This window comes from Buttiauxella gaviniae (assembly GCF_040786275.1).
Taxonomy (GTDB): domain Bacteria; phylum Pseudomonadota; class Gammaproteobacteria; order Enterobacterales; family Enterobacteriaceae; genus Buttiauxella; species Buttiauxella gaviniae_A.
The window spans coordinates 837,481-857,711 of record NZ_JBFMVT010000002.1; the positions used below are offsets into that span (position 1 = coordinate 837,481).

At 41.9% G+C, this 20,231-nt stretch carries 19 protein-coding genes and 1 other RNA gene; 14 read left to right on the plus strand and 6 right to left on the minus strand.

Translation table 11 applies throughout. From position 1 onward, the window contains the following. Nucleotides 1–45: 45 nt before the first annotated feature. Together ssrA and AB1E22_RS04560 are read left to right on the plus strand one after the other, a co-directional pair. Nucleotides 46–409: a transfer-messenger RNA gene (ssrA, locus tag AB1E22_RS04555) on the plus strand. Nucleotides 410–612: 203 nt separating this feature from the next. Then, entirely contained in the window at nucleotides 613–1,854 is a 1,242-nt protein-coding gene (locus AB1E22_RS04560; protein ID WP_264924771.1) for an integrase, read from the plus strand. Nucleotides 1,855–2,022: 168 nt separating this feature from the next. On the opposite strand, the gene AB1E22_RS04565 is transcribed toward AB1E22_RS04560, so the two are convergent. From AB1E22_RS04565 to AB1E22_RS04575, 3 genes are all read right to left on the minus strand, one after another. After that, entirely contained in the window at nucleotides 2,023–5,136 is a 3,114-nt protein-coding gene (locus AB1E22_RS04565; protein ID WP_367594283.1) for a DEAD/DEAH box helicase, read from the minus strand. Next, a complete protein-coding gene (locus AB1E22_RS04570; RefSeq protein ID WP_016233465.1) occupies nucleotides 5,126–5,935 on the minus strand; it encodes a Hachiman antiphage defense system protein HamA in 810 nt (269 codons plus the stop codon). The genes AB1E22_RS04565 and AB1E22_RS04570 overlap by 11 nt, the downstream gene beginning before the upstream one ends. Nucleotides 5,936–6,355: 420 nt before the next feature. Continuing rightward, on the minus strand, nucleotides 6,356–7,243 hold the full coding sequence (locus AB1E22_RS04575; RefSeq protein ID WP_367594284.1) for a hypothetical protein: 888 nt from the start codon (nucleotides 7,241–7,243) through the stop codon (nucleotides 6,356–6,358). Nucleotides 7,244–7,356: 113 nt separating this feature from the next. Here AB1E22_RS04575 and AB1E22_RS04580 point away from each other — a divergent pair, with 113 nt between their 5' ends. From AB1E22_RS04580 to AB1E22_RS04600, 5 genes are all read left to right on the plus strand, one after another. Next, complete coding sequence (locus tag AB1E22_RS04580; RefSeq protein WP_103769300.1) at nucleotides 7,357–7,596, plus strand: helix-turn-helix transcriptional regulator; 240 nt, start codon at nucleotides 7,357–7,359, stop codon at nucleotides 7,594–7,596. 162 nt (nucleotides 7,597–7,758) lie between these two features. Further along, nucleotides 7,759–8,643, plus strand: a complete 885-nt coding sequence (locus tag AB1E22_RS04585) for a GTPase family protein (protein ID WP_103769299.1) — start codon at nucleotides 7,759–7,761, stop codon at nucleotides 8,641–8,643. 221 nt (nucleotides 8,644–8,864) lie between these two features. Continuing rightward, on the plus strand, nucleotides 8,865–9,596 hold the full coding sequence (locus AB1E22_RS04590) for a helix-turn-helix transcriptional regulator (protein WP_264923689.1): 732 nt from the start codon (nucleotides 8,865–8,867) through the stop codon (nucleotides 9,594–9,596). Nucleotides 9,597–9,658: 62 nt separating this feature from the next. Beyond that, nucleotides 9,659–10,129 (plus strand): hypothetical protein, encoded by a 471-nt coding sequence (locus AB1E22_RS04595; RefSeq protein WP_103769298.1) that lies wholly within the window; start codon nucleotides 9,659–9,661, stop codon nucleotides 10,127–10,129. Nucleotides 10,130–10,205: 76 nt separating this feature from the next. Beyond that, nucleotides 10,206–10,925 carry a hypothetical protein gene (locus tag AB1E22_RS04600; protein ID WP_264923691.1) on the plus strand — a complete coding sequence of 240 codons (720 nt, stop codon included), beginning with the start codon at nucleotides 10,206–10,208 and terminating at the stop codon, nucleotides 10,923–10,925. Between the two features lie 96 nt (nucleotides 10,926–11,021). On the opposite strand, the gene AB1E22_RS04605 is transcribed toward AB1E22_RS04600, so the two are convergent. The 3 genes from AB1E22_RS04605 to AB1E22_RS04615 form a co-directional block, all read right to left on the minus strand. Next, complete coding sequence (locus AB1E22_RS04605; protein WP_103769296.1) at nucleotides 11,022–11,300, minus strand: helix-turn-helix domain-containing protein; 279 nt, start codon at nucleotides 11,298–11,300, stop codon at nucleotides 11,022–11,024. Between the two features lie 262 nt (nucleotides 11,301–11,562). After that, nucleotides 11,563–12,975, minus strand: coding sequence for a YfjI family protein (locus AB1E22_RS04610; protein WP_103769295.1), 1,413 nt, complete (start codon nucleotides 12,973–12,975; stop codon nucleotides 11,563–11,565). A gap of 319 nt (nucleotides 12,976–13,294) precedes the next feature. Next, entirely contained in the window at nucleotides 13,295–13,966 is a 672-nt protein-coding gene (locus AB1E22_RS04615) for an inovirus Gp2 family protein (protein WP_103769294.1), read from the minus strand. A 406-nt stretch (nucleotides 13,967–14,372) separates the two neighbouring features. On the opposite strand from AB1E22_RS04615, the gene AB1E22_RS04620 reads away from it, so the two are divergent. The 7 genes from AB1E22_RS04620 (at nucleotide 14,373) to AB1E22_RS04650 (ending at nucleotide 20,104) form a co-directional block, all read left to right on the plus strand. Beyond that, entirely contained in the window at nucleotides 14,373–15,191 is an 819-nt protein-coding gene (locus tag AB1E22_RS04620; protein WP_367594285.1) for a DUF932 domain-containing protein, read from the plus strand. A 70-nt stretch (nucleotides 15,192–15,261) separates the two neighbouring features. After that, nucleotides 15,262–15,732 (plus strand): RadC family protein, encoded by a 471-nt coding sequence (gene radC / locus AB1E22_RS04625; protein ID WP_029989648.1) that lies wholly within the window; start codon nucleotides 15,262–15,264, stop codon nucleotides 15,730–15,732. Between the two features lie 12 nt (nucleotides 15,733–15,744). Further along, nucleotides 15,745–16,068, plus strand: coding sequence for a type IV toxin-antitoxin system YeeU family antitoxin (locus AB1E22_RS04630; RefSeq protein WP_103769292.1), 324 nt, complete (start codon nucleotides 15,745–15,747; stop codon nucleotides 16,066–16,068). 36 nt (nucleotides 16,069–16,104) lie between these two features. Beyond that, the gene (locus tag AB1E22_RS04635) at nucleotides 16,105–16,434 is read left to right on the plus strand and encodes a TA system toxin CbtA family protein (protein WP_103769291.1); all 330 of its coding nucleotides are present in this window, start codon (nucleotides 16,105–16,107) and stop codon (nucleotides 16,432–16,434) included. Between the two features lie 616 nt (nucleotides 16,435–17,050). Next, entirely contained in the window at nucleotides 17,051–17,122 is a 72-nt protein-coding gene (locus AB1E22_RS04640) for an ash family protein (RefSeq protein WP_367597326.1), read from the plus strand. Nucleotides 17,123–17,187: 65 nt separating this feature from the next. Continuing rightward, nucleotides 17,188–17,484 carry a helix-turn-helix domain-containing protein gene (locus AB1E22_RS04645; protein WP_367594286.1) on the plus strand — a complete coding sequence of 99 codons (297 nt, stop codon included), beginning with the start codon at nucleotides 17,188–17,190 and terminating at the stop codon, nucleotides 17,482–17,484. A gap of 394 nt (nucleotides 17,485–17,878) precedes the next feature. Continuing rightward, on the plus strand, nucleotides 17,879–20,104 hold the full coding sequence (locus AB1E22_RS04650; RefSeq protein WP_367594287.1) for an EAL domain-containing protein: 2,226 nt from the start codon (nucleotides 17,879–17,881) through the stop codon (nucleotides 20,102–20,104). Nucleotides 20,105–20,231: the final 127 nt, after the last annotated feature.

Genomic DNA, 20,231 nt, shown 5'->3' on the forward strand with positions numbered 1-20,231 from the left:
GTGGTAAGTGATGCTACAACTCTGTTATACTTACAAAACACTTGTGGGGCTGATTCTGGATTCGACGGGATTCGCGAAACCCAAGGTGCATGCCGAGGGGCGGTTTGCCTCGTAAAAAGCCGCAAAAAAATAGTCGCAAACGACGAAAACTACGCACTAGCAGCTTAATAACCTGCTTAGAGCCTTCTCTCCCTAGCTTCCGCTCTTAAGACGGGGATCAAGAGAAGTCAAACCCAAAAGAGATCGTGTGTAAACCTTGCCTGGGGTTGAAGCACTAAAACTAATCAGGATAGTTTGGTAATGGCGTGTCTATCCGCAGTTGCCCGGCGAATGTAAAGATATGACTAAGCATGTAGTACCGACGGCGTAGTAATTTCGGACGGGGGTTCAACTCCCCCCAGCTCCACCAAAATTCTCCATCGGTGATTACCAGAGTCATCCGATGAAGTCCTAAGAGCCCGCACGGCGCAAGCCCTGCGGGCTTTTTTGTGCCTTGAATTTGTCCCGCGAAGTCTGAAGAGAACTAATTAAATCCGAACCTTTTAGGCCCATTGATAGGCCCAACGAAAAGCTCTATTGTTTTCGTTGGGCCTAAACGCATGGAGACTCCCCATGGCAAGAAAAACCAAGCCGTTAACCGATACGGAAATCAAAGCCGCCAAACCTAAAGATGCCGATTACCAGCTGTATGATGGTGATGGGTTGACGCTCTTAATCAAATCCAGTGGAAGCAAACTCTGGCAATTCCGTTACCATCGACCTCTAACTAAGCTGAGAACTAAGCAAAGCTTTGGTGCCTACCCTGCCGTCTCGCTTTCCGATGCACGTAAACTCAGAGCTGAATCTCGAGCCTTACTAGCAAAAGATATCGACCCTCAAGAACATCACAAGGAGCTGTCAAGAAGCACTCAGGAGGCCAAAACCAATACGTTCATGTTGATAGCCGAGCGTTGGTGGAACGTCAAGAAAACCAGCGTCACAGAGGACTACGCTCATGATATTTGGCGCTCACTTGAAAGAGACGTTTTCCCCGCAATTGGCAAGATCAATATTACGGACATTAAAGCTCATACACTGGTTCAGGCAGTCCAACCGGTTCAAGCCAGAGGTGCATTAGAGACTGTTCGCCGCCTTTGTCAGCGTATTAATGAAATCATGATTTATGCGCAGAACACGGGCCTGATTGATGCAGTTCCTAGTGTCAATATTGGCAAAGCCTTTGAGAAACCTCAGAAAAAGAACATGCCGAGCATCCGCCCAGATCAGTTACCACAAGTGATGCAAACAATGAGAAATGCCAACATTATTTTGCCTACTCGATGTTTATTCATGTGGCAACTTCTGACTATCTCACGGCCAGCTGAAGCGGCGGAAGCTCGGTGGGATGAAATCGATTTTGATGCTAAAGAATGGAAAATCCCAGCAGCTCGAATGAAGATGAACCGAGATCATACGGTTCCATTATCAGATGAGGCAATAGCTATTCTGGAGATGATGAAGCCACTAAGTGGTAATCGAGAATTCATTTTTCCAAGCCGTATTAAGCCGAACCAGTCTATGAATAGCCAAACAGTAAACGCTGCACTTAAACGTGCTGGTTTTGGCGGTGTGCTCGTCTCTCATGGCTTGCGATCTATTGCTAGTACTGCCCTTAATGAGCAGGGTTTCCTACCTGACGTTATTGAAGCGGCATTAGCCCATGTGGATAAGAATGAGGTTCGCCGTGCTTATAACCGTACAGATTATCTTGAGCAGAGACGACCAATGATGCAGTGGTGGGCTGATTTTGTGATAGCAGCAGATAATAAAGCTACCATAAATAGGGAAAACAGAGGGTTACGATTAGCCGGATAATTGTTTTAGTTTAGATTCTCAAATTATTCATGAAGAACTTTGTTCAATATAAAAAGCCCAACTTCAGTTAGGCTTTTTATATTTTTTAATAGACTAATGATTTATAAACCAACATTATTTTTATAAGGGTAACTTCAAGACCAAACATCTTTAACAATTAGTATCATCTTATTCTCCGCCATAGAGCGAAGCTGTGAAAACGGTTGGATACTTGATCAGCTCAGGCATAATAATGTGTCGATGTGAGAAAGCCATCTCCTTACTATATGAATCTATATCTAAACCAGAGTCTCTAAGTACCTTCGCTACACCTGATGCTACTGCTCTATCCGTCAATCCAATACCATAAAGATCCAATGATAAACCATCTGATAATCCAATACGTAAAGCCATTTGTAATTGTCTAACCATTTCTATTTCCGGCTTGTCTCTAAACATATTCTCTAATAAATCAGCACACGCTCCTACAACTAGCATCGCATCATAGCCCAAGCTACTATCGCAAATATCAATGATATTTTCTATTTTCAAATTACGTTCTTGGCTACCAGCTCTAAATTTAAAGTTATTACGGTTAGCTTGTGATAAGATCTCATTGTATGAAATCTCAGAACACCAAAGATTTGCAATTCTTAAACCTGCTCCCTCTCCTATCAATTTACCTAAACTATTATCTGTCGCTAGGCTTTCAATCATTGGCCACAATACAGTTATCATGCCAGCTACATTTTGCACAGTAGATAGTAACTCGACATTTGTTTTAATCCAATTTTCGATATATTCTAACTCGTGAATACCCAGTAATGCTCTACCATAGTAAGAACGTTTTTCTTCATCAATTTGCTTAACCTTTTCGGCAACAACTGTGAACACTTCTGCGAGTTTTTGTTTCTCATTATCATTAGCTAGAGAGAATGCAAAAGTCTTTTTATACACTTCCACTAATGCTTGATCTTCAAGCATTTCATCTCTATTAAAATTAGCTAGCAGAAAACTTTCAAGACTTTCTAGATAGTTAACTCTCTGGCTCATTTGCTTCAAAAGATCCGTAACATCGATTTGTTGTAGATGACCATCTCTAATAACGGATTGTTGATAATTTTCTGGGGATTGTAGAAAATCTATAGGATCAATGGCAAAAGGATCTTCGTAAAAAGGCTTTACTAGAGTTAAAAGGCTACTTAAACACTCCTCAGACTTAGAAGGGTCTAATAAATTACTCATCTGGGACCACTGCCACCTTTTACTTGTATATCGTTGATCAAATAATTCCGTATCAGCGAATATAATACTCCCCTCTGTATGTTTCCCAGCCCTGCCAGCCCGTCCTAAAAGATTATGGAAATCACGTGTTGAAATTTGTTTTTCACCTTGAAACACACCTGATACAACTAAATATTTAATAGGAAGATTGACACCTTGAGCTAATGTAGATGTGCATACCACACAACGCCCTAATCCATTCTCCATGGCATATTCAACCGATATTCTCAAACCATTTGGAATGTTCGCACTGTGGGGAAGAATCCCTCTTTTAATGGCTTTCGTAATAACTGAACTACTTCCTAAATGGACTTCGGATAATTTACCTATTTTTTTTATCTCATCCTGATCGCTATGAACTATAGGAGCATTTAGCGAGTCAATACGTTCTAATGGTTTGATAACTTCTCGGCAAATTTTTATGACGGAGCTTTTTTGTCCACAGAATACAGCTACCGGACCATGTTCACAGAGCTTGATACCCAAGTACGCAGCAATTAATGATTTATCATCACGTGGAGGAAAGAATCTTTCTGCAGTCTCTCTTCCTTGCCTAGGAATTTCTAATGATTCCATTACTCTAGGCACGAAAAACTCTTCTGTATTAATATCGAAAGGATCTATATAATGAAATTGTCCCATCCCCCTTTTCCAACTTGAAAATGCTATACTACGTTCAGTAGATAAACATTCTGCTCCGTTGACTACCTTTCCCTCACCGTCATATAACCAATTTCCAATCGATTCTGCATTTGATAAAACGGCAGAGATTAAAACATGCTGAGTGTTTTTTTCAAGTTCGCGTTTCAAGCTGGTTAGGAGTAACTCATATGTAACTCCACGCGATCCAGTATCAAATTGATGTCCTTCATCATAAATTACGAGTGATATACTTTCCGACAACTCTGGTTTGTGGCGCAATAAATAGATTAGTTTTTCAGGAGTCGCTACAATTACTGTAAGGGGTGTAACATCACTTTCTTCTATTTCAATTATTTCTGTAAATAATGCATCGTCAAATTCATCTATTTGTGGAATGTCATTGAGTTGATTAATTTTGACGTCTTCATTACCAAACGCTGCGGCTAAAGAAGTACTTATTTCCCGACATAAAGAACGAAAAGGAGCTATAATCACCGCTACAGAAGCCCTGCCAGATAAAAAAGCGGAGCGTATAATCAGCTCGGCTGACTTTGTTTTCCCGGCACTTGTAGGCAGCTGAATTACTGCGGAAGTCCCACTAAATACTCCAGCATCACCGAGTAGTTTTTGGGCCGGCCAAAACTCCCTGATAAATGTTGGCTTTGATAAGGCAGGTTTCCATGCTTCAATAGATAATCCTGTATATTGCGGGAGTAAATTAAATGAAGAGTTACTTATTTTATGTTTAATAACCGAGGCGACGATATCGGCTAACAATAACTCTCTATCACTTCCTCTTTCATGACAAAAATCTCTCAACGATTTTGTCACTTCTAACACATCAGTAGTTACATCAATATTTTCATTAAAGAAAACACAAACCATACTTGTTAATGAACAAATTAATTTGGAAATTTGTTTTTCATTATCAAATATCATCGGCTCATTATATTTCGCTTTTAACAACCACTCCAAAAGTAATTCTATACGAGATTCCGTTAAACCATTATTTAAATTTTCTAGCTTATTAGATAGAACAATTGCACTACCCGGCATATCAGCAAGATAATATGAGGCTGCTCCTAATAAGCAAAGATAATAATCATATGTTATTTCTTGCCTTGAACCCATTAAAGCATCAAAATATCTTGCTACATTTCTTAACTCTAGTTTCCTTTGCTCGAAAAGAACATGATTCCTTTCAACTGATAACTCTTCACGACACACATCACCCAATATGCCAATAGTCATTAATAATAAATTACTTGGCGATTCAGTTAAACGAATATGGTGCACTTCATCCAAGCCAAATTCATACATCTTAGCTTTTGATTTAGTAATCGAAAGTAGCTTTGCTGATTGATTCTCAAATCTCATTAGCTGCTCTCTCGTATAATGCATGAGCAAGTTCCATCAGTTCGCTCCCATGGATTGCTAAAAGTTCTAGATCTTGATTAAAAGGATGCGCTTCAGAATTGGCACCAGCAAGTATTGCAGCGTCATAAGCGCTATCAGAACATACTGCAGCTGCACCAAATCTCAATTTGTAGGGTTGATTAACCGAGTCTTGAAATCTATTGATTACTCCCACGCTCCCTAGTTCATTACGATCAATCATACGCTGTTTTATCCCATTCAGAGATTCAGCCAAACGTAAATGATCTTTAGCAGAGTGATCTATAGCCTCTTGAAGCATTGATTTTGTGCCGGCACTTAATTTTGCTTTGACTTCATAAACTAATAATTCATCATCCCTTGGATTAGCCTGTACTTGTTTAAAAGCCAATACATCAGAACCTTTGGTAGATTCATTAGGTACACCTTTACGATCATAACGAGTCCTAGGTACAAGATAATTCCGTAAATATGTCAAATAATCAGCAATTAATATTTCTGCAAAATCACCTGCTCGAATACTTGGCCCTGGTGCTGTAGTAGCATTTGGGAACTTCATCGTAAGTAAATAATCTGATCTTGTTTGCCCAGGGGCTTTAATCAAATCAATCTGATTATCATTACAATAATGGTTTCTAAAATGTTTGGCCCATGCAGTCATTTTTGCTTGATCATTAATATCATGACGAAAGCAGAAAACTTTTGCTTCCCTACCACATGCTAACGTCAGGACATTTCCAGTATCTTGGAGCCACTGAATATGCTCATTAGTCCATGGCATTCTTCTCTCCTGCTGATTTTCAGTAAAAAAGCTGTGATTTTGTTCACAAGATAAACATCTCATTAAGCAAGTAACTTAGTTTACATTGCTTTTACCAGAGTCCGGCTTGCGCATGTAACGTGAATGATGATGATTATAATATGATTTGATACCAATAAACATTACTGTTTTTGACACTAAGCAGGGATCTCGCGACGATAAACCAGTTGCCTTGAGTTAGATAAAACTTCATTAATTTCAGATACTTGCCATGGCACTGGGCCAACCAAAACCCTGACATTTGAGAATAACGCTTCAAACACTTAAACGACTAAAACACTACATCTTATAATGCTAAAAACCCTAGACGCTCAATGTGGAATAGTTAGCATTGATTTCAACCTTAGCCTTAAACGTCGAAACTCAGCTTTAATAATCATTTTAAACCTTATCTTTCGACTTATCATTTATATAATTATTAAAAGAGACTTTAAGGTCAGTTTTAGCCCACTTACTAACTCGGTTTCTGATAGTATTTTCTCTTTCTCCCTTATCATCATCCCATTTGTTAGGATTCTTTTTTTGGTCATACTGACAAAGATGAATAGTTACTTTTTCAAGCGCTTCGCTTTTATATTTGTATCTACAAATAGGTGCGACACCTTTAAGAAAGGTAGCCATAACTTCTTTTAAATAGTCAAGGTCTTTCAGTTTGTTCCTTCCTCCAATACTCGAATTCATTTTTTTACATGCTTTATCAAAATCAACTCTGAATCTATGATACTCCGGCGATTCTGTACTATCATAATGTGAAACACAGCTATTAATATAAGAAAAGGCATCAAGCAGGAATTCACAGCTCTCTTTTTTATTACCTGATTCATATTGAAATTGTGCCCAATAAAAATCTTCAACAGCCATAGATATATATAAAGATTCATATTGTGCACCATATAGTCTCGCAAGCCCTGTCAGTTTATGACCAAACATGTCGCTACGATTTTCTCCCCGAACTTCTACATAAGTTTTCTTATAAACAAAAGGCTTCTCAACCATTACCCCATGAATATTTATAAACTCCTGTGAGTACCGAATATTATCATCACAAGCCATATCCAAGTCTGGTTGACCCTGTTTTTTTTTCAATTCAATAATTTTAAATTCTTCAATTTTTTGGTGGGCACTTTGGCTATACGTACGCAGAATGTCCTGGCATTTCCCTTTCTTTTCAGCTTCAAGTTGCCTTCCCAACCCTAGAAACTTGTCTTCAAAGGCAGCACAAAGCTTAAGATAAAAATCATCAAAAAAACCCTCACCCACACCTTTCACAAAAAGTAAACCCCTCAAGTAAATTTATTCGCATTTAACTTCGAGTGTATTACGAATTCGGCTATGTCGGCAACATGAACCCACCCGAACAAACGCATACTAAGGAAGCCTAAATGTTACAAAACGACCTCTCCTCACATACATCCAGTTACGTAAACATTCCTGATTCACCGAGGATCTTGAGGCTAAAAGATGTCATGAAAAAAATGGGAATTTCACGCTCAACCATATACGACTGGCTTAACCCAAAATCACCACGCTACGACGAAACGTTCCCAAAACAAAAACGCCTAGGAAGGAAATCCGTTGGCTGGCTGGAGTCGGACCTGAACAAATGGTTAAGCCCACGTTAGATACCACTTACATCAACGATCCGGGGGCAATACCCCCGGATTGCTTCACAAAATCACATTCCTCCCCGTAATTCGAGTGCAAAAAAAAACAGACCTGTATTACCGCAATGAATACAAAGCAGCGATGTTGCTGTATCGAATTTTTTTCATTCCGGAGGCTACATGTCTGATTCCACTGAACGGGGCATTAATGTCCTGAAGCAACATTTATCCATTCTTCCTGGGCATATAACCAGTATGGTGCTGGAACATATACGCCAGAGCATTCATTACGAACCGGTGATTGGCATCATGGGCAAAACAGGGAGCGGAAAATCCTCTCTATGCAATGCCCTTTTTGAACATCCTCTCAGCCCGGTCAGCCATGCAGAAGGCTGCACACGTAGACCTTTGCACTTTACCCTAAACGCGGAAGGACGCAGCCTGACGCTGGTCGATCTGCCTGGTGCAGGTGAATCGCTGAAGCATGATGAGATATACCGCCAGATGTACCATGAACAGCTGCCGAAGCTGGATCTCATCCTCTGGGTGATGAAAGCTGATGACCGGGCGTGTGCCACAGACGAAGAGTTCCATCGTTTTCTACTGGATTGTGGCGTATCGACAGACAGCATTGTTTTTGTTATCAACCAGGCTGACAAAGCCGAGCCATCACTGGAATGGGATCGTGAAAAAGGATCTCCTTCAGTGGAGCAACTCATGACGCTCACAGCCAGAAGTGCTGCCGTTTCCCGCCAGTTCTTTACCCCTTACCCGGTGCATGCTGTTTCAGCAAAAACCGGTTACAACATGTCTCGCATGGTAGAAACAATGATTTTTGCCCTGCCACCAGAGGCTACTAGTGGCGTCTTTCGCCAGATTAGGGAAGAACATCGCACTAAAGAATCAGAGACAAAGGCCAGAAAGGATTTCGCGGATTTGCTGGGAGAATTATTGAGTAGGATTCTGGAGGCCATCCCTCTCCCCAGTGTAATACGCAACGGGCTGGGAGTTCTCAGAGAAGGGCTGGAGAATGCAGCTACCGCAATATGGCATTGGTTTTTCTAATACACCGGTCCACTGAGTTAAGCCGCCTGAGAATTATGAATTTCAGCGACAGGATATGTCGCGACCTACTTCAGTTCTGTCTCTGAAAAAAATAGTTATTGTTAATCAGGATATTACTTAATTATTTGTCCGGACGTTTTTTCTCTACTCCTCCCGTTATTACGACATATCCTGTCATGCTCATGATTCATAATAACATCATGAAAAACAGTAAGTTACCCATGGATATTTTTCTGATGAACAATACATCGACTCGTTATGACCGGTTTGCCATCAGGCTGACACAGATTATCAGCCGATTACTGTCAGGAGAGTCTCTTGACCTTAAAACCCTGGCAGAAGAGTTCGGAGTATCTGAACGAACGCTGCAGCGAGATTTCCACCAGCGACTACTCCACCTTAATATCGTCAGTGAGAATGGACGCTGGCGGCTTGACGGAAAACGCTTTACAGATAGTTCGTTAGATGTTTTGGCATTTATGCGCAACACCGGTATCACTCAATTATTTCCGTCGCCTGACCGCAGGTTGATGCATTACCTCACTGGTGAAACGTCATATTCCCCCTGCCTTATCTGGCCTTCATCGCATTCTGACTCGGTTGTGTCATCAGAATGCTTTCAGCGGCTGATACAGGCGATCTGTCAGCAAAACTGTATTCATTTGCTGACTGGCGGTGATTCTCAAGCGGTCTTTGAACCTTATCGTCTTATTCACACGGAAGGTAATTGGTATTTAGTTGCCTGTCAGGCCGAAATAATCAGGGTTATTCCAGTGGCCAGCATCAACCAAGTGAAGTTAACCACAGAGAGTTTTGTGCGCAGAGATGACATCTGTCATCTCACTGCGGGTAAACGGTTCATCGCCTCCTTACCTCATTTCCCTTATATCCATGATGTAATGAACCCGGCTAATCATCGTTCATATAAGAAATATTGCTCATCAGATAAATAGTAGTGAAAGAGGAGCAAATTCATCAATTAACAATAGCGCCCCCCACTTAATCAGTAGGTTATATGAATATTATAAAAACGAAAGCATCTTTATATCTGCTCATATTGTTGAGCAGTTCTTCGCAGGCCGGTCAGGAAAACTGGGATTTAAAATGCACAATTGATACGGGTGAGGTTATGACCATGAGTCATAAAAAGGACACCGTATATATTGCCTTTGAATCTCAGGATAAGAGTTCAGATAAAGGTCGCACAGTTATCAAACTGGATACAAATTCAGGTGAAGCGCAACAGTCCATCACAGTAAATGATGTTACTGACAGCAGAGTCTTTGTATTGCGAGGAACGGGAGAAGATATAGAAGGCGCTATGGCTTTCGTTTATGAAGAGTACAAAGGTCAGCCTGACGCTCATATCAGTGTCATGAACTCTATGGGTAAAGAAACTGAAAGTCACGCCTGTCTGCCCGGTACGATTACTACCAGGAGTGATTTACTTTATACAGGTATCGAACATGTGCCCTTCATTCATTAAAACCAGATTAACCGTCTTATCAGGCCTGATTTAGTCAAGGCCACGTAATTTACCAAAACTTCAAAAGGAATTACTCATGTCTAAACGAAAAATACTTACTGGATTGTTTATCAGCTGCTCAATATTTATTGTTGCTGGCTGTGATAATGTATCCGCTTCAGACAATCAGGAAATTATAAAATCACAGGTATTATCAAATATCGATTCAACCAGAACACTGGGGACTGCATTAGAGCATCGCCAGCGATGTGAATCGTTTAAATGGGAAGATGGAGCCGATGAGCAAGGACGCCTAACCGTAACTTATACGTGTGATATGTCGGTATCTGCAACTAATGATATCTGGAAAAGGGAAATGACTCGGTTTACTAATGGATACGCCAGTTTGATAGAAAGCGCAAAGCGCTCTATAGATCAATACAATGAGGCCTGTGTCGCCAATGGAAGTGATCCTTATTGCTTTAAGAAAGAACCAGACAATTCAAAATTGAAAGAAGGTTTAAGTGCTGCTAAAAAACTGGCTGAAAAGGAAATCATCAAAGTTAAGCAAATTATTATCTGGAGCGTTTTGCCAGATACAGAGCAATCCGTCCAACTGCTCTCAGCAAAATATTATTTTGATTTTAATAACGGCTCTCAGAGCTGGGCTAGCCAACAAGGAGATAACCTTCTAAAAGATATTTACAACAACAATGAGAACAATAACCCCATTATAGGTTTAATCGGCTACGATGTAGCCAAAATAAACTGTTCATATAGAGCAGACACTGCTGCTTGCAATTATTTAAAATGGTAGCCATGAATAAACAAGATTTTGGCGAAAAACAACAAACCTAAAATTAATAATGACAAAATCATTAGCATTAAAATACATCCCACTAATGATTTTGTCTTATTTACGCATAAACCAGACACGAGGTGATAAATTATTTAAACCCTTCCCTGGACGAGATAATTCAACGTGATTTTCATCCGAAGTAAATTCCAGTAACTCACTGACATCACAATTAAAATAATGACAGAGAATGCTTAGCACTGGCAGATCAATCCGGGTGGCATTATCTTTCCAGAGCGCTGTGACAGTACTACGGGGAAGACCGGTATCGCGTACCACATCGGCAACCTTTAATCTGCGTTCACCCATCAGTCTGTTCAGGTGGCACCTAATCATCAATCACTCCTGTCATACAGAAAATCAAAATGTCATGCAGCAAAGCATTTTGCTTCACAGATAATAAAAACGTTAGCATGTGTCTGTCAGACGTCTGACCTGAGTTAAGCATTAACTGTAAATTTACACAGCTCTCGTCTGTTTTTTCAAATGCGGGTACAGAGTGTGCTTTTCATTAAGGATAATTTTTCTGGAAATTCCCCCCTGCGATTTCTGCTCTTCGGAGCAGGAAAAGCAGAGGAGTAGTTGTGCATATCTTACATTAACGATTGATACCCACCATTTGGCTGACCGAACCGTTGCCATTTTTGAATTTACTTATAGATACCAGACCAGCCTCCTCAAGATATTTTAACGCTTTGTTAAAGCGGGCTACATCACGCAGCTGATAGGGCGCATAACGTCTTATCTCTGACTTCGCGACAGAGGTATTATTCCAGAATGAACCTGTCATTAACCACTCCCAGAGCTTTTTGGCATCCTCCTCATCGGAACTCAGGCTGCTAGTTAATATATTCACTGCTTGTTGGTAATAATATTCCATAATCAGAAAAATATAGTTTAGCGTTTCTACATTAATCTCATCACCCTCAAACTCATAAAAAAAGTGCATTAATGCTGCTAGCCTTACCGCATTCTCAGGAAGCTTTGATAAAATTCCCGGAAGTGCATCATGCTTTCCTTTCTCGGTTAATATCCTTTGCTCAATTTCATTTTGATACCGTGCAAAGCGACTCTCCGCGTCAGCAGAAAAATGCAGAACATAAGGAGTTGTTCCAGCAAGCGTTTGTTCAAGTAACTCCTCAACTCGTTTGTTAAATTTATCCAGAACGCTGGTATCGACCTGCACATCAGGTTGATGAGTTCTTATACCCTGTGTTGATGTAGTTACAGACCACAGACAACGGGCAAAAAAACCATTCCCCTGAACACGTGCACCATGTTTCTTCCTGAACAGGACTAACTCATTTCTCTGAGTGATTATAAGCGCCATAAGTCTGGCACTATCAATGGTCAGACGATGCCCTTTACGCTCCACATCAACACTTCCACCATCCCATAGTTGATTAAAAAGAGGTGTATTACCCATCGCCCGCCCATTAAAAATCACACCTCCCTCATCGGAGATTAAACCTGACGTACCTATGCTTTCAACCAGTCCCTGGACAATAGCCTCAGGTGTCGCATCACTATAGAGTAGCTTGGGGCGCTTTGGCTTTTTAGGTTGATGGGTAAAGTGCTCTCTCAATTGTTCCTGCTCAAATGTGCTGTCCTCACCTATGTCTGTTTTTTTTCTGATTTGGCGAAGTATGGTCTTTCTGATGGAGCACCATGACTGTGAGTCCGCTTCATAAATATTCATTTCCTCCTCATAGTCCTTCAACTTTTTTTTCTGAAAGTCTTGTATCGGTTTCTGCAGCAGATTGAACACTGCCGTTTTCCTTTCCCCTGATTCAGCCAGAACAATGCTGTAAAGAGACACAGGACTTCTTCTTCCATCACTATGTTCAAACACAACCACAGCCTGAGCGGCGAGTGACATTACCGACAACTGTACTCCTGCGATCAACTCTGCCGGTGCATGCGTTAAGGCTTGTGCGGTCTGTGTTACCTTCTCGAAAAGTGGTGGAAAATTAAGTTTCGAGAAATTCGTATTACTCTGGTTCGTGTTCATTTTTATCTCCTGTGAATCCTTTGAATGAAGAGCAGGAGAGCAACTTAAACGTTAAAATTTATGCTGTGAAGCCACCTCAGTGTAATTAGATTGCATCGGACTGAATTAGTTTAAAACATCAATCCGCAAGCATCGTATAAATTATAAATAATTAGAGCTCGCGACTCCCAACAATTATTTATCAATATCTTTTATTTATAGCTGAGACGCCTCTTACAAAGTGATGACTGATATTCGCCAGCCACCGGAAATATAGTTGATATTTTTTTGATTTATTTAAAAATCCTTAGTTAACCAGCCTTATAATTCACCTACCACTTCACTTAATACTACAACCAAAGTTTCGCTCCCCATCTGTAAAACATTTACTTTTCTCTTTAGCAAGATAACTTGAGCGAAATATCAGTTCTCTGTAAGCTTCACTTTGCTTACCGTCTTTTGCACTTATGTAATAGCATGGATTGTCAGGTATCTGTACCAGTTCTTTATTTTTAGGATAAATCAAATTAATAGCGCTCATCCATGCTTCACGGATAAGACGAAGAAGTATTCCATTGTCACTCTCAAACGAACCAAGACTATTAAAAGCATCCCGATTGAGCAGAAGTAAAACATGATAGTGTTTTTTATAGCTTGTAGGACAGAACTCCCTTGCCCACACAATACGAGATGAAGTTTCACGTACCCGCTTACCTGCGTTTTTCTGTTTAAGCTCATAGTGCTTTATCTTCGCATTAAGTGAAGCATTGAACCGTGAGATTGCAGCGGCATCTGTTCTGGCATAATCATCTGCAATGAGCATATCGCAGAGCGGCCTACGTACTGGCATATGAAGCTCCACTCTTACTGCCAGTACCCTGGGGTACTCATCCAGCGCTTTATCAATTGTCTGCTCTATCCGTTTTAGCTGATATTTATTTAGGGGCCCATGGGATTTGATATGTTTATACTGAATAGTTTTCGGAACCAAGTCTGTTATATTACAATACATAATCTACTCTCACTACTGATTACATCATCTAAATCTTCAATTTACATTACCAACATAAAGCAACTACGTCATGATATTTACTTAGAGTGAGTCCTTTTATAACTAACCTATTATCACTTAACAATGACTCTTACATGATCCCTACATAGACAAACGCCATTAGCTATCCATAAATTTCAAAAATGACAATAAAAGAGGAAAGCTATTATTTTTGACAAACTCAAACCAAAGAATATTAAATTTTGGTCTGGAGTTATCACATATAATGGATAGTAAAAAACTCAGATAGAATTTAAATCACATCTATATTACCCAACCGAATACAACGTTATTTTATCATCAAAAACACTCAACTCTTGCTCCATCATGAACAAGGGATTTATTGTGATTAATAAGGAGTTATTCCATGCGATTAGCAAGCCGCTTTGGTGCAGTCAATCTCGTTCGCCGTGATCGTCCATTAACCCGAGATGAACTAGCGCACTGTGTTCCGAGTGTGTTCAGCGAAGAAAAACATGAATCTCGTAGTGAGCGATACACCTACATCCCGACCATTACCCTGCTTGATAATCTGCAGCGTGAAGGCTTTCAACCATTCTTTGCCTGCCAGACCCGAGTGCGCGACCAGTGCAAGCGTGAGCACACCAAGCACATGCTACGCCTGCGTCGCGAAGGCCAGATCACTGGCAAACAGGTACCGGAAATCATTCTGCTCAACAGCCATGACGGCTCCAGCTCATACCAGATGTTGCCGGGGCTATTTCGTGCAGTCTGCCAGAACGGGCTGATTTGCGGTGAGAGCTTTGGTGAGGTACGTGTGCCGCATAAAGGCAACGTGGTGGAGAAAGTCATTGAAGGGGCTTACGAAGTGCTCGGGATTTTTGACCGGGTAGAAGAGAAGCGCGATGCCATGCAGTCGCTTTTGTTACCGCCACCAGCACAGCAGGCGATGGCGAAAGCAGCATTAACTTATCGCTTTGGTGAAGAGCATCAACCGGTGACGGAATCGCAGATCCTTTCCCCGCGCCGCTGGCAGGATGAGAGCAATGACCTGTGGACGACTTACCAGCGCATTCAGGAGAACCTGATTAAAGGCGGGTTGTCGGGACGAACGACTAAAGGCAAACGTGCACATACCCGTGCTGTAAAAGGTATCGATGGTGATGTGAAGCTCAATCGCGCCCTGTGGGTGATGGCCGAGAATATGCTGCAGCTTGTCTCATGAACCTTTTTATTATCCCTTCCCTCAGGCCTTGCCAATAAACCGGCGAGGCTTTTTGTTTTAAGGAACAAATATGTCTGTATTTAATTTATCCCCGGTATTTCCTGCAAACGAGCAACGCGTCATTCGTCGGGCATTACGCCTGCTGGAGAAATATCAGCGTCAACCGAGTGAGCCATTTACCTCCACCAGCTTCACTAAGACCTGGCTGCAATTACAGATGGCTCATCAGGAGCGTGAAGTTTTTATCGTGATGTATCTCGACAATCAGCACTGCCTACTGGGATGCGAAACGCTATTTACCGGCACACTCAGCCATACCGAAGTGCATCCCCGCGAAGTGGTTAAATTGGCTCTGAAACACAATGCCGCTGCGGTAATTCTGGCGCATAACCATCCGTCAGGTACGACAGAGATCAGTCAGCAGGACAAACACATCACTCAGCGGATAGTGAAAGCGTTAGCACTGGTAGAAGTGCGAGTGCTGGATCATTTGGTTGTTGGGAACGAAGTGGTGTCTTTTGCTGAGCAGGGTTTGCTTTAAACGGAGGTTTTCATGTCAATCACACCACCCCATGAATGGGGGCTACAAAGCGATATCACCCCTCGATTTGGCGCAAGATTAGTTCAGGAAGGCAACCGGCTGTATTACCTGGCTGACAGGGCTGGTTTGACGGGAAGCTTTAGCCCAGAGCAGCTACAGAGCCTGGAACAGGCTTTCCCACTGTTTATAGAGCAGTTAGAAAATATGTTGCATTCCGGTGAGCTAAATCCACAGCAGCAACATCAGGTGACCATTCAACTTGCGAGTTTAACCTGCATAGCTGATACCTGTGGTAGCTGCGGCTACGTTTACATTTCTATCTATCCAACCCAGTAACACCTTCTCTCTTCTTCTTTTCTCAGGATTCTATCCATGCACATTTCAACTGTACCGGCCAAGGTGCCGGTTTCGTCACGTCTGTCGCCCGTAATGGTGTGGCAGCAGCTTTTAACGTATCTGCTGGAGCACCATTACGGCCTGACACTTAATGACACGCCATTCCACGACGACGCGACTATTGAGGAACATATTGACGCGGGAATAACGCTTGCCGATGCGGTGAATTTTCTGGTGGAAAAGTACGAACTGGTTCGTATCGACCAGAAGGGATTTTCATGGCAAGAACAAACCCCGTATATTTCCGTAGTAGATATTCTGCGAGCAAGGCGCTCTACCGGCTTGCTAAAAACTAACGTGAAATAAACGCTTAAATACAGAGCAGACTAAAGGAAAGCAAAATGCTAATCTCACAGACGAAGAGACTCCTGCTGTAACCTCCCCTCCCCTGCAAAAAACCTGACATTTTCTTTTAGGACCAACAATGGGACCAAAATGAAAATTGAATTGATTATTAGCACATATAAAACAAATAGTTATAAAACCAATTCAGACTCCCCCAGCCCACCAAAATCTCCGTCAGTGGTTACCAGAGCCACCTGATGAAGTCGAAAGCCCGCTTAACGAAAGTTACGCGGGCTTTTTTGTGCCTGTTGTTTGCGTTTATTGTTTCGTAGGGCAGGTAAGCATTTGAACTACCTGCCACAAATGTTGGATGGCGCTACACTTATCCAACCTACCTTCTCCCACCACTGCAACACCTGCAACTCAAGAAAATTCTTTGGAAAACAACTCGCATTCCGGTCAGTAGCGGGTTGGTTAACATCTTCGATTTACGATATAGTTTGCCGGCTGCGGCAAAATCCGCAGCCGGGATTTGCACCCCGGATCTCACAACGTCGATTTATAAACTTAGTTTATATATTGAGGCATGCGCACACCTGTTGCCTGTTACACTTCCATGTAATAACGCAATATATCAATGGTGGCTCAGGCGGGGCAGTCTTCAGACTGGCCGGAATCCGTTGTGACCGGTAGTGCAAACTCCGTCTGAGCTACCACCTAAGAGATTTGCACCTCCAGTGGTAGCTATCATCGCTAGCAACGGAGAATGCGAGAATGAAATTACCACACAGCCCCACCTTCCTACCCTTTCAACAAGACTGGCATCCAGCGGACATTATCGCGGCGCTGCATAAAAAAGGCACTTCACTGGCAGCGGAATCACGCGCTGCGGGTTTGAGTTCCTCAACGCTCACCAATGCGCTAAATCGCCCATGGGCAAAAGGGGAAATGCTGATTAGCAAAGCGATTGGCGTGCCCGCCGAAACCATCTGGCCGAGCCGCTATTTTGATGAAAAGACCCATAAGCCTATCGTTCGGCTAATGCGCGCAAGCCGCCAGAAACGAGATTGAAGTTTGTAGGGAAAATAGGCAGTGGTGCCATCCGTCAACGATCCCTTGCGGATGGCGCTACTGTTATTGGAAACAGGGAAATCAACATTCAGAGATAGCAAAACTTATCCTAAGATCAATCTCAGGGATTTATTGATCGCTTTCGGTAATCACTTATATAATACAAAAGCTTTTCTCTTACATTGTTTCCATCTTTTGGGATAACTGATTAAGGTTTTTAATGTTATGAACACGATTTAGACTCGTGTATTTGATAACAAATCCTTCCATTCAAATAACGGCAAAGCAATATAAAAGAAACATTCTGCGGTTGTGACAGTATTAATGTGTATTTTTACACATTCCAGTCTATTCACCTGCAAAAAAATAAACTCATTACACAGAGATGATAATCATGTTATTGGCAGCAGCCAAAGATGATGTTTTACTGAAAAGAACAAAAATTCCTTTCTTCGCCGGAGTCGCATTTTTCCTCTTCCAGTTTCTGGCTGAATCCCTCACCGCTCTGGAGCAAATCGCAGGCGCAACGATACGATTTTATGATCTTACACTGCCGCTAATTTCTGCTTTGCTGGTGTTATACCGAATGAAGGCGCTTCCCATTCTGGGAGTATTTTTTCTTTATTCATACTTTTATCATCCATTACCAGATACGCTGACACTCTCTTCCCAGTTACTGGCAGCGCTCATCAGCCAGCTATTATATTACTTGAGTACAGGAAAACGCGGTGCGGTTAGCTTTGGGCGAAGCCAGTTAACGGCCCAGCGTATAGGCTGGCTAGTATGCTGCAACTCCGTATTATATGCGCTGTTTCATCACTGTTTGCAGGCTAATTTCGACCCTGAATCCGTCGCTGAAATCTTTACAGTACAGAGACTTATCAACGTTCAGTGGATGATGAACTCCTGCATTACAGGTATCCCTTTTTGTTATCTTTTACTCCGCATCTGCCATAAACCTGCGTGGGGGCTTATGTATTTCAGGCAGGTAAAAGAGTCGGTAAAATCAGGCCCTTCTATTTTCTTTCAGGTCGCCTGGTGGCTTTTACTGCTGATTATTACTTATTGCCTGATTTCAAAAAACCTGAATACTTTGCTGTTTACTGATTATTCTTTATTGTGGCTGTTGCCCGTGATGTTATGGGGAACGGTGCGTATTGGGCACGCCCTGGTTGCACCTGTCTGGGTCATCATACTTATATTGCTGGGAAACTATATCGACGGATATATTTCAATAGCTAATACCCTTACAGACGCCAACCATTTACATAGCCTGATTATCTCTTCTACGACGATTTTTATTTTCTCACTTACCATTGTTGCTACTGGTGTTATCTCCTCGCGTAGCAAAAAATACTCCCAGCACGTTAGCCGACTTTACCGTGCCGAACCCAATACAGGGCTATTAAACTTCCAGGCTCTGAGCATGGATATGGATAAACATTCAGCGGAAGCGTTATGCCTGATCCGTTGTCCTGAGCTGAATGAACTTGAACAAACTTATGGCGTAGAGTTTCGTTTTGAATTTGTGAAAGCATTAAGCGCATATATCGCAAATTTACTGTCATGCTGTGACCGGATTTATTATAGCCCTGGTCATGGGCTGATCATCAGGCTGAACAATTCACCCGATATTCCTGCGTTTTACCGGTCACTCAGGGCTTTTCGTTTCCAGTGGAAAACGTCAATTCTGGGGCTGAATTGCGGGGTGGCATACACCAGCGAAAAAAGAATAATCCGCAATTTGTCTGAAGCAATAAAGCAGTTAAATATAAACAGTTATATTTCGTTATTGCATGGCAGACCGTTATCCCTGAGCCCGACGGTTCCCGGAGATAATATTGTGGAATCAGGCATGATTCGTGATGTTCTACAGCAAGCCATTGATAAGCAATCATTGATGCTGATGGCGCAGCCTATTGTGTCCACGATGCTGACAGCGCAGCCCGTTATCTCTGTAAAAGGGAAGTTCCGCTATCATGAGATCCTTATCCGTCTCAAAACAGCCGATGAAAAATTAATTTTCCCTGATACGTTTCTCCCTCTGGCCCGAAAGGGTGGCCTGTTGCCTGCGCTGGATATTACAGTGATTGAACAGACTTTCCGGTTTATGCAGACCCGTAAAGGCTCAGATCCTGATTGTTATTTTTCAATTAACCTGACGCCAGAGTCGCTGCACCAGACTGATTTTCTGGATAATGTTTCCACATTATTCAAAAAATACAGCATAGCGCCTTACCGTATTATCTTTGAAATTATTGAATCTGAAATTCTGGATAATGATAATGTTTCGGAGATTCTGAGGAGTCTACGAAACGCAGGTTGTAAGATTGCTATCGATGATTTTGGCACGGGCTCCTCAAGCTATGAACGGTTACGCATGCTGAATGCTGATATTTTAAAAATTGATGGTTCATTTATTAAAAATATTATTAATGACCCATTCAGCTATTGCGCTGTTAAATCATTTTGCGAGATGGCGAAGTTAAAAAATATGGAAATTGTCGCTGAATTCGTGGAAAACGAAGAGATAGCGCAGATGCTAACGAGTATGGGTATCGATTGGTTGCAGGGCTACCATATCGGGAAACCTGTTCCCGTTGAGTTAGCTGAGCTGTAGTTTTGTTCCCTGTGGCGGGTGGCACTTCGTTTACCCGCCACAGGGTTTTCGATACTCATTTCAGATGGGTTCACCATGCGGCTTTACCTCCGCAGGGGTTGTGTCACGCGTCCTGCACTCCCAATTA